Raw genomic sequence first — 15,231 nt, forward strand, 5'->3', positions numbered from 1 at the left:
ACGAGTCAAATCGTGGAGCAGTTCGAGGTCTAGCAGCTTAAACGGCCCTGATGGGTGTCTCGTTGCCGAAGATCAAAGATTATCAAGGCGGACGAATTGGGGACCCCGCCGTGGCTGTGTTGATTCGAGTATCTCGCTTGCAGAACTTGTTCTCTGTGTCCGAGGGGAGCGGATCGTCATCCGACAGCGCGTTTCTTCCGCAGATCGGCCGTCACGCAAGCTCCCAATTGCCTAGCGACAGTCCCGATCGCCCTTGGCAAGCAAAGGGATGCAGGACAATTCGCTTGCGACGTAAAACTTCGTAAACATGGGATAACAATCCTTGCAGACCTCGATCTTAAGCACGTATTACGATGCTCGCCTTCCTTGGTACACCATCTATCCAACTGTAGCCCAGTTCTCCAAAGCAGTCGGCGGCGACGCCTGTGAGAGATGGCTGCAGCAGCTGCCGCTTGACCAATCGGTGTCGCTCTATTTCCACATTCCGTTCTGTCGATCGATTTGCTGGTATTGTGGCTTCGCTCGAAGCATCACTCGCCGGCATTCTCCTATCCTCGACTTTTTGGGGGTTCTTCGTAAGGAGATCGATTTGGTCGCGGCGCAGGTTGCGCAACCGCTGCCTGTGAGCGACGTCCACTTCGGCGGTGGAACGCCGACCCTCATCGAGCCAACGGAATTCCGCCGGTTGATGGGGCTTCTGCGCCGACGCTTTGCGATTTCGAACACGGCCGCCATTGCTGTTGAGATCGACCCGCGCACGTTCACGCTCGCCACATGCGAAGGATTGGCGGCTGCCGGCGTGAACCGCGCGAGCCTCGGCGTCCAGAGCTTCGATCCAATTGTCCAAAAAGCCATCAACCGGGTCCAGAGTGAGGCACAAACAGAGCGCGTTGTCCAGGCGCTGCGGCAGCATGGAATCATGCGCGTCAACTTCGACCTCATCTACGGGCTGCCAAATCAGACGGTGCAGTCCTGCGTTCAGACCGCGACAACGGCGCTGGCAATGCGACCAGACCGGCTTGCGGTGTTCGGCTACGCGCACGTTCCTTCCTTCAAGAAGAATCAGCGCCTGATCGACGAGGCAGCGCTGCCAGACAGCCATGCCCGTGCAGAACAAGCAGCCGCGATGGCCAATACACTGACTGCAGCGGGCTACCGCCAGATCGGACTCGACCATTTCGCCTTGCCGCACGATGAGCTCGCGCTGGCGCAGAAAGCCGGTCGCCTGCGGCGGAATTCACTCGGTTACTCCGCCGACACCTGCAATAAAGTGATCGGCTTCGGACCGTCGGCGATCGGCCGGCTTGGCGAGGGTTACGTCCAGAACGAAGTTACAGCGGGTTCCTACAGCGGCCAAATCAACGCCGGCCGTCTGGCGACGTCAAAGGGCTACTGTCTCAGCCTTGAAGACCGCGTCCGGGCCGCGATCATTGAGCGGCTAATGTGCGATTTCGAGGTGGACGTGCCGGCAATTTGCGCTGCTCATGGATTTGACCCGATCGGCTTGCTCGGTTCAGGCGAACGCTTGGCAATGCTCGCTGAGGATGGGATCGTCGAAATGGAAAAGGGATTCCTCCGCGTGAGGCCGGAGCATCGTTTTCTCACGCGGGCTGTGGCAGCCGCATTCGATTGTTACTTTCGCGCCCCCTCTGTTCAGGCCAGCCAACGCAATGATTGGATGAAATGAATCACGTTTTGCTGCACGCGCCAGGAAGCCTGAGGAATGCGTTCGCTCATCTGGCACACTCACAACCAGCTCCAAATCGATCAACGACGCCGTGCGAAGCTGTGCGGCGGAGAGTCGCCCTGACCCGCGCCGCGAAGACAAGCTGGACGCACTGCTGCCGGGAATTGGACGCCCCGACAACAACGCTCCTCGCTCAAGCAGCGTGACCCTACATCTCGACAAGTTTCATCCCATCACCGCCATTAGCCGTGTAGCCAAGGATCTCGATGGGAACGACGACTGATTGCGCGACGCCGCCAACCAACTGGAGATCGAGAACTGATCATCTTATGTCGTCGAGATGATGACATCTCGACGTTTAGGGACTTCTGGATCGAAAACCCTGATCGAGCTCGTCCGGATGGACAAGGACATCTGACCCTTGGCTCCGGCGGTGGCAGCCGAAATCATGCGTGATACGGCGCAAAGGATATTCGAGCGCCACAACTACAACCAGATCCGGCGGGATCACGGTCTTCGAAAAGATCGTTCCCTGTAAGAGCTTCGCGCGACGTGGATCGAAGCAAACGCCTAGAATTCACCCGCCGACGCTGCGATACCGATCGGCCGGGAACGCCGGGGCTGTGGAGTCGAGCGATACATTAGCTACGATTCACGCAGCGACAGCCGACCTCCCGCTCAGTCAACTACCAAACCTAGCAATTGATGGAGACGACGGACACATGCCAGTCAGTGGCGGTGAAATTCGCTCGGGCCACATAAGAAGTCGCCGCGCGATTTCATCGATCAATGGAGCTGATGAATGTCTTGCCTCGTCGTCCCCAGGTATCAAACTGTCTCCAATCGTGCCCTCCATCTTGCTCTAAGAGCCACTCGAGGGTTTGTGGCGGCGAGCTTACGGGCCGCCAAGGATGTCAGCCCCTTCTGCCTGCCCGTGCTTCATCCCATCGACCGAGCAGCGAGCGGCGTTTCTTGGATCGGGCGTGTTGTTCTGCGAGCCCCGCTATTGCCGCTGCTCTCTGTTGAAAACTATTCTCCTTCGTTTTGGCAGCGGGTTTGTCGCAAGGTTCCTGGGCTCCGTGTATCGGCCACCAATCTCTTGCTAGCGAACGCGCACGCCGAGCAGCCCGTTAATGTCTCGACACCCTCCAGCAGAAGCTCGCCTTGATTAGCGATCGAGCGACTGGGTTGTTTTGCGCTGTGTACCCACACGTAGGCCAAGCGGCGCCGCTGTGGTGATAGCGCGCAAGGTGGGTCTCGCTGACATAGAGAGGCCGCCTGGTGTCAAGCGTCTCCCACCACATTGAGGGACAAGATTTGACATCCGCTCTAAGGCCGTCAGGTGGAAGTGCACTTTATTCAAATCGATGAGCGCGAAACTCACCATGCATCGTTGCGTTATAACGCCGCTATCCACGCAAGCATACCTGGCTGGCGTCGTTGCTTTCATGTCTGGACCAACTGCGAAGCCACGAGGTCGTATTGTCCTTTGTCTCATAGCTAGTCTCGCCAGCAGTTCGGCGGCGCCGAGTCGCGAGATCTCTGGCCCAAGAAGCCCCAGCCCCGATGAGCTCGATGAGGCAACAAGCAGAGCAATTTCGGATCCGGCCATCACATTCCGAAGCGGGCGGCCCAAGGGAGCAGCGCGCCTTTCTAGGAGCTCCTTGCCAAAAACAGCTTCGACCACAATTAAGCGCGACGTTGCCATGGAGACGGCCAAGAGCAGAATTGAAAAGCCGATCGACCCATTCGCAAAATTCGAGAAGCTTCGCGAAAGAGGTGGCGCTTTCACTGCTCCTGGTCCTGCGGACACGATAGATCAGGATACAGCTTCTCTCAGATCCCAATTTTCGGATCTCGGGATTGGATTTGCTGGCTGGACGCTAAACACGTTTGTCGACAATGAACTCGGCAATGCCGCCAGAAGCACCATCGCCAATCAGCAATATGTCGGCCAGAATCCGACATTTAGTACGGTCAACTCTATGATCGTTACTTATGACCTCGCTCGGCTTGGAATTCCCGATGGTCAGATCGTGGTCGGAGCCGAGCATCAACACTGGACATGGCAGAGCGCTGGGCCAGATCGGCTGGGCCTCAATGCAGTTTCTTACTATCAAAGGTTATTCGACAGAAGGATCGAACTCAAAGTGGGCTACCTCAGGAACCAACATGAGTTTGCGGGCGCTGGAGACAAAGTGTTCGGACCCTCATCGAAAATGCTGTTCCAAGCTGGCATGAGCAACAATTGGGCGCCAACGCCGGCTCTTAATCTGAAGTACAATTTTGATGATCGCCTATATAACAAGCTCTCAATCCAGCGCTCGGTCAGTCCAGCAGGACAATATGCGCATGTAAGCGAGAATCCCACTGGCTTGAACTGGAGCACGCGCGACGCAGGCATTCTTTTGCTTGATGAGCTTTCCTACAGGAACAAGCCTACTCCGGGTGTAATGGAGACTTGGCTGCGGGCTGGCGCGGGCTTCAACAACAGCCGCTACACGGACCTGCAGCATCCGACAGAAGCGACGACCAAGGCCAACAGCGTCTACTATGTAGGTGCGGACAGGCAATTCTGGCAGTCTGCCGTCCACGGCTCGGCATCTCGCGGAGTCTATGGCGGGCTCTCTGCAATGTATGCTCCGCCTGACCTAAATAGAGCTAGTCAATACTACGAGATTCGCCTTTATGCGAAGGGCCTATTGGACAGCCGGCCCACAGATCAGATGAGTCTTGTTGTCAGCAATACCATCTGGAGCCATGTCGCGGTGGACGCTGCACTGGCAAAAGAACAGCTGGCGCACCGTGACAGTACTGCTATTTCAGGACTGTACACGGCGCATCTGGCGCCGGGGATATATACAACCGTAGGACTGACCTACATCAATCACCCGACAAGCATTACCTACACACCGCAAACCGGACACGCCCTGAATATGTTAGTATCTACGTCGGTATTCTTCTAAGGGCTCAGGACTGGGCGTGAATTCACCGGCATGTAGTCGAAATCACAATCGTTCACTTTCAACGGCTTGGGCCGGTCATCGCGGCGTTTTGCTATCTCTGTGCTCCTGGCGCGAGGCCGGGTACCGCGTGAATTTAGGCATGCCTAAGGTAGCCTGCTGTTGGGAATGGTAGCTTGGAGCCTTTGCTGATTCGGTCTACGAGCGATAGACCGGCGCCGTATCGCGCAAAAGTCGTATCCTCTTGCGGAGCGACATTGTTTCACGTTAGCTGCTCCTGCAGCTCGTCAGACTCGCGTCCGAGCTCTTACTCTGCCATGACAACGCCGAAATCGTGCCCTCGGAGATTCCCGCGACGAGACTTGGTAAGTGGAACCGCGACACAGATGCCAAAATTCAGCCAGCTCCGGCAATCGCGCTCTGTCTGTCCGACGGTCGTGCCGTCGTCCGAAAGGCGATGCGCAAGGTCGGCGGAAACGCACCCCCTTCCGTGGGAAAGTCAACCGGACGCGGCCGGATGACTCGCGCCACTCGGCGCTGAATCATTTTCGGCCGGACGAGATGAGCTTGAGCATCTTACTTCAGCAAGTAGGTCGCCTCCCGGGTCTGCGCGCGCGTTAGCTCCTCCCATCCAATTGCGCGTGGCGTTCTGCTCGGCTTAACTTCTCTTCGCAAACATCTATTCGCGCGAACATGCGACAAGGCCAGTGCAATTATGTGAATTTGCCGCGCACTGCTAGGCAACTTTCGTGGACGGGTGCTTCGTCATTTTGAGGCGCGTCACACTGCATCGACCATCGACACTGACGGGCGCGTCACCATCGAGTGTGGCACGATGAACGACGCGATGCTGGTCACCGTAATCGTTAAGGGCATAATGCTGTGTTGCGCGATTGTCCCAAATCGCGACATCGCCTTCTTTCCAGGTCCAGCGCACGGTATTTTCGGGCGCCGTGATATAGGACTGGAATAGTTGAAACAGCTTCTGGCTGTCGCGTTTTGGGATATCAATAAACCTTTGCACCAGATCGCCGAGCACCAGCGCGCGCTCGCCGGTCTCGGGATGTACACGGACCACCGGATGCTCCGTCTCATAGATTGTTTTGGTAAAGACCTCATCAAAATGCTTCTGATCGATGTCGCGAACACGGCAGGTCCCGGCGTAGTCGAAGGCGTTGCTGTGAACGGTCCAGAGTTCGTCGGCAAGCCGTTGGAGCGGCCGCGGCAGATCGAGGTAGGCCGCCACAGCATTCGACCAAATCGTATCGCCGCCGGACGATGGGATCACAATAGCTCGCAGCACCGCAGCTTTGGGATAAGCCGCTAGAAAGGTTCCATCGGTGTGCCATACATCGGCTCGGCTACCTCCACGCGCGGAATCAAGCTCGAGGATCGAGGTCGTTCCATTGATCGTACCGAGTGTGGGATGCGGCACCAGCTTTCCCAAACAAGCGGCAAAGCGCTCCTGCTCCGCGTCATCAAGATGCCGCTGATCGCGGAAGAAGATCACTTTATGTTCGAGCAGCAGGCTATTGATTGCAGCGGCGGTTTGGCTCGGCAAATCACCCGAAAGTTTGATATCTCTGATTTCAACACCGATGCGCGCGGCGCGCTTGACGATGTCGGTCGCTGGAATGACACGCTCGGTCGAAGCCGTTTCTTTCATTGCAATTTTTTCCAAGTTTTGCGGATTGTTCAAGCAGACGAGGGTGCATCTCACTCGCTTTCGATGACGAACCTCGCGCTGCGGGTACTCTTGAGCAAGCACCATGCCAGTCGGACACGAGCTGTGAACGTCAGGTTGATGATCCGAACAGCTTGCCAGGAGTTCGATGGCACCTCCAATCCTCTTGCAATCCGAACCCGCAAATACACCAGAGGTGAAAACTCTGAGGCTAGCGCCCCGGTCCGGGGCGAAAGGCACGCAACACCGAGAGGAATTGTACCGCTCGGTACCCGAACAGAAACGCGCCATACGGCCTTCGTGCAACTTTGAGCAGCGAGCCGTGCGTGCCGTTCTCGTCCAGTATGGCACCTGCCCAACTGTTTGCAGCAATCGGCCAAATACGGGCCGCGTCTGCGAACGAGCCATCACCGGCTCTGAAGGTGTCCGGGACCTGCCCTGGCTGCGATCACTACCGGCTTCATCCGCTGGAAATGGAAGAGGAATAGATGACCTTGGAAGAGACCCAAACGATTGAACTACGGTTTCATCCAGGCGAAAGCCATTGACCCGCGGCACTGGGATCGCGATGTTCTCGATGCACCGACGTCCGAGGGCGGTGAGGCAGATGCTCGGCATTGTCCCGGTGGCTTTGCCTAAGACGGCAAAGATATGTCCACTACCGGTCGTTATAGGTGTTTCAATGTTGTCGAAGTAATTACCCTCGACGAGTGCTTGCACAGATGATCCAGCAACCACTGCATGGAAAACTCCGCAGCTGTGTTGCGCATTCGTGTTGTGGAAGTAATTGTTAACGAGATGGATAATGGCCTGCGCACCGTCAATGTGCGGCGCCCGCCCCGAGATCTCATGAAAATAGTTATTTGCGATAGTGATCGTCTCCGGGACACCAAGAAACAGGAGGTTCCAATAGTGTTTCCCGTTAGAATAGGAGGAATAGACATCGCTGCCATCGAAGTCGTTCCAGGAAAGCGTAATATTCGTCGTGGGGAAAAAGCGGCCGACAATCATCTGACGCCCGATATTGTGAAATCGGTTGTGATCGATCCACACCAGGTCGGCTCGTGCAATTGCAATAGCATCACCGGCAAATATCACGCCTTCATTGATATCACTGATGGTCAGGTTGCGAATAACGACGTTGCTGACCCCACCCCTTCACTTTGATTGTAGCGGCCGAGCCAATGCCGATCACCGTTTTGTTTGAGCCAATTTCCAGCGGGCGCTTGCCGGCCCTGTCGAATGCGACCGACGTCTTCTCCTTGCCATCGCAATGCGCGTCGTTTCCATCGATAAGAAGAAGGGACTCACGCTTGTAAGGTGCCGAACAGGCACGGCCGTATTGGGACCCCTGCCCTTCGCCTCGCCCCTCCGTACCGGTAAAGTCCATGGTTCGGATTACCTGGATCTCGCGCGAACTATCGTCATTGCACTGGCCGAAGCTGTACCACCGACAGAACTCATAATTAAGAGCTTGGTTGATCTGACTTGAACTATCTCGCCTCCCAGCCCGCCCGTCGCTGCAGAGCCAAAGCCCATGATGGCCTCCGATCGCACATCGTTCGGTCCGAGGAGGGACGAGACGCCGAGGACGGCAGCAAGTCCGCAGAGCACGCGCAACGAACGCTTGATGTGCTCCATCGTGTGTTTCATAGGCATATGATGCTCTCTCTTACCTCCGCAATTCCGCACGACAACCTGAATTTTCGAGCCGAAATGCTGAACTAGACGGGGCCATCAGCATGCGGCGTTAACGCCATTAGATCGTCGTCAATAAGGCAGGCTGGTAACATCGGAAGCATGCTAAACAACGGTCGAGGTGTGCAGCCGCGGGCACCGTGCCAGATGGAATCGACCTGGGTAGCCATTGAGCGGCTCACGACTGATGAAAACAGCGGTCGATGCTTCGAGAACGCGGTCAGAATGAAAGCAACATCTTATCCCACGTTTCACCGTAACGCGCACGGCTCGAAGGCAACGGCGGGACCAGCTTGCAACCGCGCTCTTTGATTTGCGCCTTCGACGCTTGATGGGCTAGCTGCCCTAAGGCCCTGGAATGCAACTATCAAACCTGGCTGTTCCTGTGATCCCGAATGAGGCGTACCGCAGTTCAAATCATGAGACGCCCGGCTTCCGTCGGGCTGTCTGGGAGCTTCACTGATGTACACGCCGTCCTGCTTCCAAGTTCTCGATATCGCCGGCCTTCAACAAACAATGCGCGAGGCACGGACAGCGACACTGGTCACCGCCACTCACGAGGGGCTTGTTGGAACGTTGCTGCCCGTAGTACTCGACGAGAGCGCAGGCTCGATGGGCACGATTTACGCGCACGTGGCGCGTGCTAATCCGCAGTGGAAGCTGACACCAACCGGAGAGGCGATGGCAATTTTCGCTGGGGCGGAGGCCTATATCAGCCCTTCATGGTACGTGACCAAGCACGAGAGAGGCGAGGCCGTACCAACGTGGAACTATGTCGCTGTGCATGCCTACGGACAAGTTGAGTTCTTCGAGGATTCCGATCGGCTCCGAGAGGTAGTCACGCGGCTGACCGATGTACATGAGCGCTCAAGCAAAGACCGCTGGGCGGTCTCGGACGCACCTGCCGATTTCATCAAAGCGGAGCTCGAGGGGATTATCGGCCTGCGATTGCAAATTACACGGCTAGATGGCTCACGGAAGATGAGCCAGAACCGCAATGCCGCGGATCGCGCCGGCGTCATCGAGGGCTTATCCAAGAGCAACCGTGAGGAAGACCGTCGTGCGGCTCACCTCATTCCGAAAGGATGACGAACCCGATCGAGGTATTGTAAACGAACCGGTGTCACGTGGACTTCCTCCACTTCCTCGACTGCTGTCCTTCTGCACAACCACGCGCGGGCGGCGGGTTTCTGCTCGCGGCAGGTGCTTTACACAGCACAGGAACGCGCGGCGTCCGCGAGCGGCACCGCGAACGCCCAAGCCGCTAGGCCAACTCCAGCTTTTATGGCGTGCAAGTCTCAAGAGATTTGCAAGGAGCCCTCCAAGCGTCTGGAATCTGACATTGCGGTCAGATTGCAGACTCTCTGACACTTCACGACAATCTGCGGTCGCGCACACTCCCGACGGGCAGCAAGAAACGCGAATGTCTCACATTTGCAAGGTCGCGCAGCTCACTTCTGTCACAATGATCGGGGCTCCCGGACCACCTGCTCGACCTCGAATTCGGCCTAAGACGTCCAAGAGACCTGTTTCGCCTGCTCGACGCCCTCCGGCGCAACGGGTATGCTGAACTGAAAGAAGGCCCCGTGAGGATCATTGGCGCCCGCCCAGATCCGGCCCCCATGCGCCTCAATAATGGAATGGCAAATGGCCAGCCCCATGCCCATGCCTTCTGACTTGGTGGTGTAGAACGCCTCGAACATACGGTCTGCGCTGTTTGGATCGAGTCCTGGACCTGTATCCCGAAAGCTGACCAACACATTATTCGAGCCATCTGTGCGCGTCGTGATCAGTAATTCGCGTTCGCCTTCGTTGATCTCGCTCATAGCCTCGGTGGCATTCGTGATCAGATTGAGAATCACCTGCCGTACCTGAACGCGATCTGCCCGAACGAGCGGCAAAGCCTCAGGCCTTCGGGTTTGCACCCACACGTCATTTTGTGCAAGTTCCGCGCGGACTAGGGCCAACACCTCTACGATCAATTCGTCAATTGCAAGAAGCTCGGTTTGCATGGGCGCTTTGTTCATAAGAGCGCGGATCCGACGGATCACGTTTCCTGCGCGCATACTGTCACGAACAATCAAACCGAAGGTCTGCCGAACCTCTTCCAGATTTGGCGGTTGAGCACCGAGCCAATTTAGCCCCGCCCCCGCATTACTGCTGATCGCGGCAATCGGCTGGTTCACCTCATGCGCGATCGAGGCGGCCAGATGTCCCATTGTCGTGATCCGATTGGCATGTGCAAGGCCCATCAGAGTCTCGCGATAGCGCCGTTCGCTTTCGCGGGCCTCCGCTTCCGCTCTCTTTCGTTCTGTCAGGTCCAGGACGAAGCCAACACCTTGGTCCTCTCGCACATCGAACACGGCGAGGCCAATGAGCACTGGCACGCGACTGCCATCCTTCCGAACATACTCTTTCTCGAACTGCTGAACAGCTCCGGTCCTTTTTGCTTCTGTGTGAGCATCCATTGTGCGCTCGTGCCATTCTGGAGGCGTCAGATCGAGACCGTTCACTCGGCCTGCGAGGAGATCTTCTTGCTCGTATCCAACCATCGTGAGGAAGGCTTGATTTGCTTCGATGATCTCGCCCCCTTCGTGAATGATAAAGATTCCGATGATGTTAGCGTCGAGCAAGCGCCGGATTTTCGCCTCCCGTTGCTGAACTTCGCTGTACAACCGGCTGTTTTCGAGCGCTGTTGCAGCTTGAGAGGCAAGCATTTTCTGCATTGATGTTCGGGCAGCCGAGAATATGCGCGGGGCGAGATTATTCTCCAGATAAAGTACGCCGATCAGCTTGCCCTGCGTGATGAGTGGCAGGCAAAGAATAGAACGCGCTTTGCGCTCGCGGATATAAGGATCTTCGGCAAATGAAGGCTGGACGACAGCGTCTTCGAGAACCACGTTTTCGCGGACACGTAGCACGAAATGCAGCACGGATTCGGGAAGAGCCATCGGAGTTACGGGCTGTTCATCCACCTTTATAACGAGCGCATCTGCTACCGTTTTGCCTTCCGCTTCGATCCGTGGCTCGTCGCCATGCAGCAGAATCAACACACCTCTTTCGGCGCCGGCCTGCTCAATGGTAGTCCGCATAAGCTTGTCAATTAGCTTCTGAAGCACAATCTCGCCGGAAATCGCCTGCGACACTTTGATCACCGTCGCCAGATCAAGTTGCTCAACCGGAGCTCCGATCGTCATGCCATTCACGGCAAGCGGGGGCTCCTGATGCATGAGATGCGGATGCAGCTCCTCGAGTTGACGCACCTTACCATCCGCTCCCCAACGAAGGTAGCCGCGCCGCGCGTCCTGCAGGTAAACCCGGGAGATCCTGGCAAAACCGCGTGCAGCATAAAAGCGCGCTGCAAGTTCACAAGCGATCCCCTCGTGGTGGGGGAAACCGTTACGTCCTGCGGTTTGGATCGAGTGTTCGTACAGTCGCATTGCGTCTGCATCCCGGCATTCTAACCTCGCAATTTCAGCGCCGACCAAGGCAGCCCGATTCTCGAAGTTGTCGGGGCAATTCGTCGCCCATGTCTGCAGTTGCCTGTAATGAGCATCAATGACATCTCGGTGTGGCTGTTGTTCGCCTTCGCCCAGCCTGTCGCAATAACACGAGTGAGATAGCGCACCATAAAAGTGAAACTCCGCGGTCAAGGGCTCTGTTGGTATGGTCCATAGTTTGGGCTCGGCCTTCGAGCGAGCCTCAACAGCCGCAGCATAATCGCCGGATAGGAAGCGCGCCTGAAGTTTGCGGATCCAGTAAACGGTTTCGCTAGGTGACTCCGGACTTCCTGCCAACGATCGTTCAACGTCTAGCTCGTCAAATTGTTGGTCGTCGAAGCAACCGAGCGAGCGCGTGAGGCCGCGCATGGTTCTGACGATTGCGAGCTGAGCGGCTACCGCCTCAGCAGCAAATTGTACCTTTCTGTTCCGGATCGTAGCAGCGCTTTTCTCTAACTCGTTCTGTACCTCTTTCAGGTGATCTCCGGCCATCATCATACTTCCGGTTAGATGGACCGAACTGTACGCCTCATAGATGACATCACCGCTACTGACCGCGGCTTCGAGGGCTCGCCGGATCAAAACTCGGCCGTCTCTAAGCGGCTTCGTCCACGGGATCACGGTGGCTCCGACGGCCAAATAGACGTGAGCCCGAAAACGAGAGAACTCGCCGCGATCAGCCAGATCGCAAGCAAGACGACCAAATTTATCGGCCGCTTGGTAGTCACCGAAGCGTCCGGCCGAGATTCGGCCTAACCATGCGTAATGGGCGCAGGAAGCATCAGTGTTGCCGTATTCGAGGCTGATGCTGACCGCTCGGCAGATCACTAAAGCGGATAAATTGGCGTCTGTGAAACCTGCAGCCGGAAGAATCCGCGTCAACACGGCGAGCGTGGCAAGCTTGGCCTGGTCTGTCATTCGAGGCAAACCAGCAAGATCCTCGATTGCGTCGGGCAGCTGTGACCACATCCGCTGATATTCGGCCAGCATTTCATGGTCCGTCGGACGCTGCGACCACTCGATCCCGACGTCGCGAAGATATTCGAGACCTATGAGCACTGCCCGGCCGTGCTGACCCAGCGTCAAGTAAAGATCGACCCGCAAACATGCGACCGTTGCTCGTTGTGGCCCGTTCAAAGCTCGCTTCGACAGTGCGGACAAGAGACGCTCTGCAATCTCCAGCTGGCCTACCAAGAATTCGCATTCGGCCCGGCTGGTCTCGAGTGCGAACGCGAGCTCGCGGCGCCTTTGCCAAAAATTGGGCGCGAGCAGCGCAGCACCGACGGTGAAATATGCTAGCGCCGAGGCGTAGGCCGCCGAGGCCTTGGCACGCTGCCCTGCGATCAAGTTCAACTCGGCGAGCTGCTCTCGCTCCTGACCGGAAGCGATGAGCGCGACGCCTCGATTGAGCTGACTGACAATGTCGAAGATGGCCTCTTCGCGTTTGTGCGCAGGGATGTGTGCCGCGAGCATCCGACCGATCCGCAGATGGGAAGGAGCGCGCGAGGATTCCGGCATCAGCAAGTAGGCCGCCTCTTGAACGCGATCGTGGACAAAGCGGTAGGCTGTCCCATGCCGCACGATCAGTTCCTGCCGGATTGCCGGCCACACGGTCGCGTGCACTTGCTCCTCTGGAATTTCGAGCACAATCGCAAGCTCCGCCGTCCCGGCGATGTTGCCGAAACAGGCCAGCTGTTGCAGCGCTTCCTGCGTTTCCTTGGGCAGCCGGATGAGCTTGCCGAGCATCAGATCGACGACGTTCTCGGTGTACGCTTTTGCGTGAATTTGCTGCAGATCCCAACGCCAGCGCGCCGACACGTGATCGAACGTCAACAGCTGCTCTCCGGCTAGTTCAGACAAGAATTGAACGGCGAAGAACGGATTGCCCATCGTCTTCTGATGCACCAACTTCGCAAGCGGGGCAGCGCGTTTTGGTCCGCAGCGAAGGGTATGCGCAACCAACTGCCCGACGTCGTCTGCGCTGAGCGGCGATAGCGTGATCTCCTGTAGATTTAGGCCGGCTCTCCCGATGGACTCGAGCTTGCGTTTGAGCGGATGATCTGCATCAACTTCGTTGCTGCGGTAAGCTCCAATAAGCAGCAGGTGCAGATCCGGCTGGGTCAGCAGATCCTCGATCAGGTCGAGTGTTGCGGCGTCATACCACTGCAAATCATCGAGGAAGAGCACCAATGGATGGGTTCGCCGGGCGAACACGCCAATAAAGCGACGAAACACGAGCTGGAAACGGATTTGCGCTTGGCGGGCTGGAAGCTCAGGAACCGCGGGCTGCTCGCCGATAACAAGGCTCAAATCGGGGATCAATTCGACCATCAGCCGTCCATTCCCACCGAGCGCCTCCCGGAACGCCTGCCGCCAAGTCGCGAGTTCGCCCTCACTTTTGCTGAGAAGAGGACGCACAAGGCTCTGAAAGGTCTGCACTAGTGTCGCATATGGCACATCGCGCTTCACTAGGTCGAATTTGCCTGATGCCAAGAGCCCGCGATAGGGTACGAGTACTTTGTGTAGCTCCTGGACGAGCGAAGACTTACCGATGCCGGAATAACCGGCAACCAGCACCAACCTCGGCGCGCCGCTCTTCACCGCTCGATCGAAAGAGCCAAGCAAGGTCTCGATCTCGCGGGCTCTCCCATAGAGCTTCTCGGGGACGATCAACCGATCAGGTGTGTCGTCTGCGCCAAGTTCAAAAGGCTCGATGCGACCATGGTTGGCCCATGCTGCCAGACAGTGTTGCAGATCGTGTTCAAGGCCAGCGGCAGTCTGGTAGCGTTCCTCGGCGGTTTTCGCGAGGAGTTTCATCGCAATGTGAGAGATTGGCTCCGGGACATTTTGCGATTTCTCGAGGGGCGGTGTTGCTTTTCTTGCAATATGACAATGAATCCACTCCAACGGGTCTGAGCCCGTGAACGGCAGCGCGCCGGTCAGCATCTGGTAGAATATCACCCCAAGTGAATAGAGATCACTGCGAGAGTCGACCGAGCGATTCATTCGTCCGGTCTGCTCGGGCGCCATGTAGGGCAGCGAGCCGGCGATGAACTCGGCAGGCTCAAGCGGCACCCGCTCGCGGGAAAGCCGGGACGCCAGCCCGAATCCGGTGAGTCGCACTTGTTCGTCAGGACAATTGACCAGAATGTGACCGGGTTTCAGGTCCTTGTGGATTAAGCCGCGGCGGTGGAGCTTGCCCACGGACCTCGTGACACCAATAGCAAGGCGCAGGAAGCGCTGAGGCTCCATGCCGACTCCAACTAAGTTTAGCAGCGGCTCGCCGCATGGATCCTCCAGGACCAGCATGGTACGACCAGCTTCCCGGATGAGTTCCAGAGGTCGCACCGCCCATGCCTCATCTAGCTCCTCTCTCAGCTCATACTCGTGGGCGAGGCACTCGATCGTGGCGGGGTCTTCCCCGGTGGGCCGCACGAGAAGCACGACAGCCTTGCTGCCGTTGATTTGCCGCCACGCACGGCAGAACACACGACCTCCGTCCCTCCACAGGGGCTGGATGTCGTTGTCGAGATTTGAGCCGAACACATTTCGGCTGGGAGGGGCGCGCGGCATTTGCCTGACCAGACTAAGAAGACGCGCGCCAAATCTGACACATAAGAGGCGCCATTGTGAAGGAACTTCACAAAATTCGCTGCAGGGTCCGGATCATGGCCGCCAAAGAGAGCCCGCAGCAAGCAC

General features: G+C 57.2%; 6 protein-coding genes. 3 read left to right on the forward strand and 3 right to left on the reverse strand.

The genetic code is table 11. The annotated features are described in order from the left end of the window. The first annotated feature begins 322 nt into the window (after positions 1–322). Complete coding sequence (hemN, locus tag BcanWU425_RS32245) at positions 323–1,687, forward strand: oxygen-independent coproporphyrinogen III oxidase (RefSeq protein ID WP_231189037.1); 1,365 nt, start codon at positions 323–325, stop codon at positions 1,685–1,687. Positions 1,688–3,393: 1,706 nt separating this feature from the next. Further along, entirely contained in the window at positions 3,394–4,653 is a 1,260-nt protein-coding gene (locus BcanWU425_RS32250; protein WP_231189038.1) for a carbohydrate porin, read from the forward strand. 733 nt (positions 4,654–5,386) lie between these two features. On the opposite strand, the gene BcanWU425_RS32255 is transcribed toward BcanWU425_RS32250, so the two are convergent. Together BcanWU425_RS32255 and BcanWU425_RS32260 are read right to left on the reverse strand one after the other, a co-directional pair. Beyond that, complete coding sequence (locus BcanWU425_RS32255; protein WP_231190941.1) at positions 5,387–6,316, reverse strand: TauD/TfdA dioxygenase family protein; 930 nt, start codon at positions 6,314–6,316, stop codon at positions 5,387–5,389. 1,129 nt (positions 6,317–7,445) lie between these two features. After that, a complete protein-coding gene (locus BcanWU425_RS32260; protein ID WP_231189039.1) occupies positions 7,446–7,724 on the reverse strand; it encodes a hypothetical protein in 279 nt (92 codons plus the stop codon). A gap of 770 nt (positions 7,725–8,494) precedes the next feature. On the opposite strand from BcanWU425_RS32260, the gene BcanWU425_RS32265 reads away from it, so the two are divergent. Beyond that, entirely contained in the window at positions 8,495–9,121 is a 627-nt protein-coding gene (locus BcanWU425_RS32265) for an FMN-binding negative transcriptional regulator (RefSeq protein ID WP_007600152.1), read from the forward strand. Between the two features lie 419 nt (positions 9,122–9,540). Here BcanWU425_RS32265 and BcanWU425_RS32270 read toward each other — a convergent pair whose 3' ends face one another. Next, positions 9,541–15,105: a trifunctional serine/threonine-protein kinase/ATP-binding protein/sensor histidine kinase gene (locus BcanWU425_RS32270; protein WP_231189042.1), complete on the reverse strand. Its 5,565-nt coding sequence runs from the start codon at positions 15,103–15,105 to the stop codon at positions 9,541–9,543. Positions 15,106–15,231 lie beyond the last annotated feature (126 nt).

This window comes from Bradyrhizobium sp. WU425 (assembly GCF_021052305.1).
GTDB lineage: Bacteria > Pseudomonadota > Alphaproteobacteria > Rhizobiales > Xanthobacteraceae > Bradyrhizobium > Bradyrhizobium canariense_D.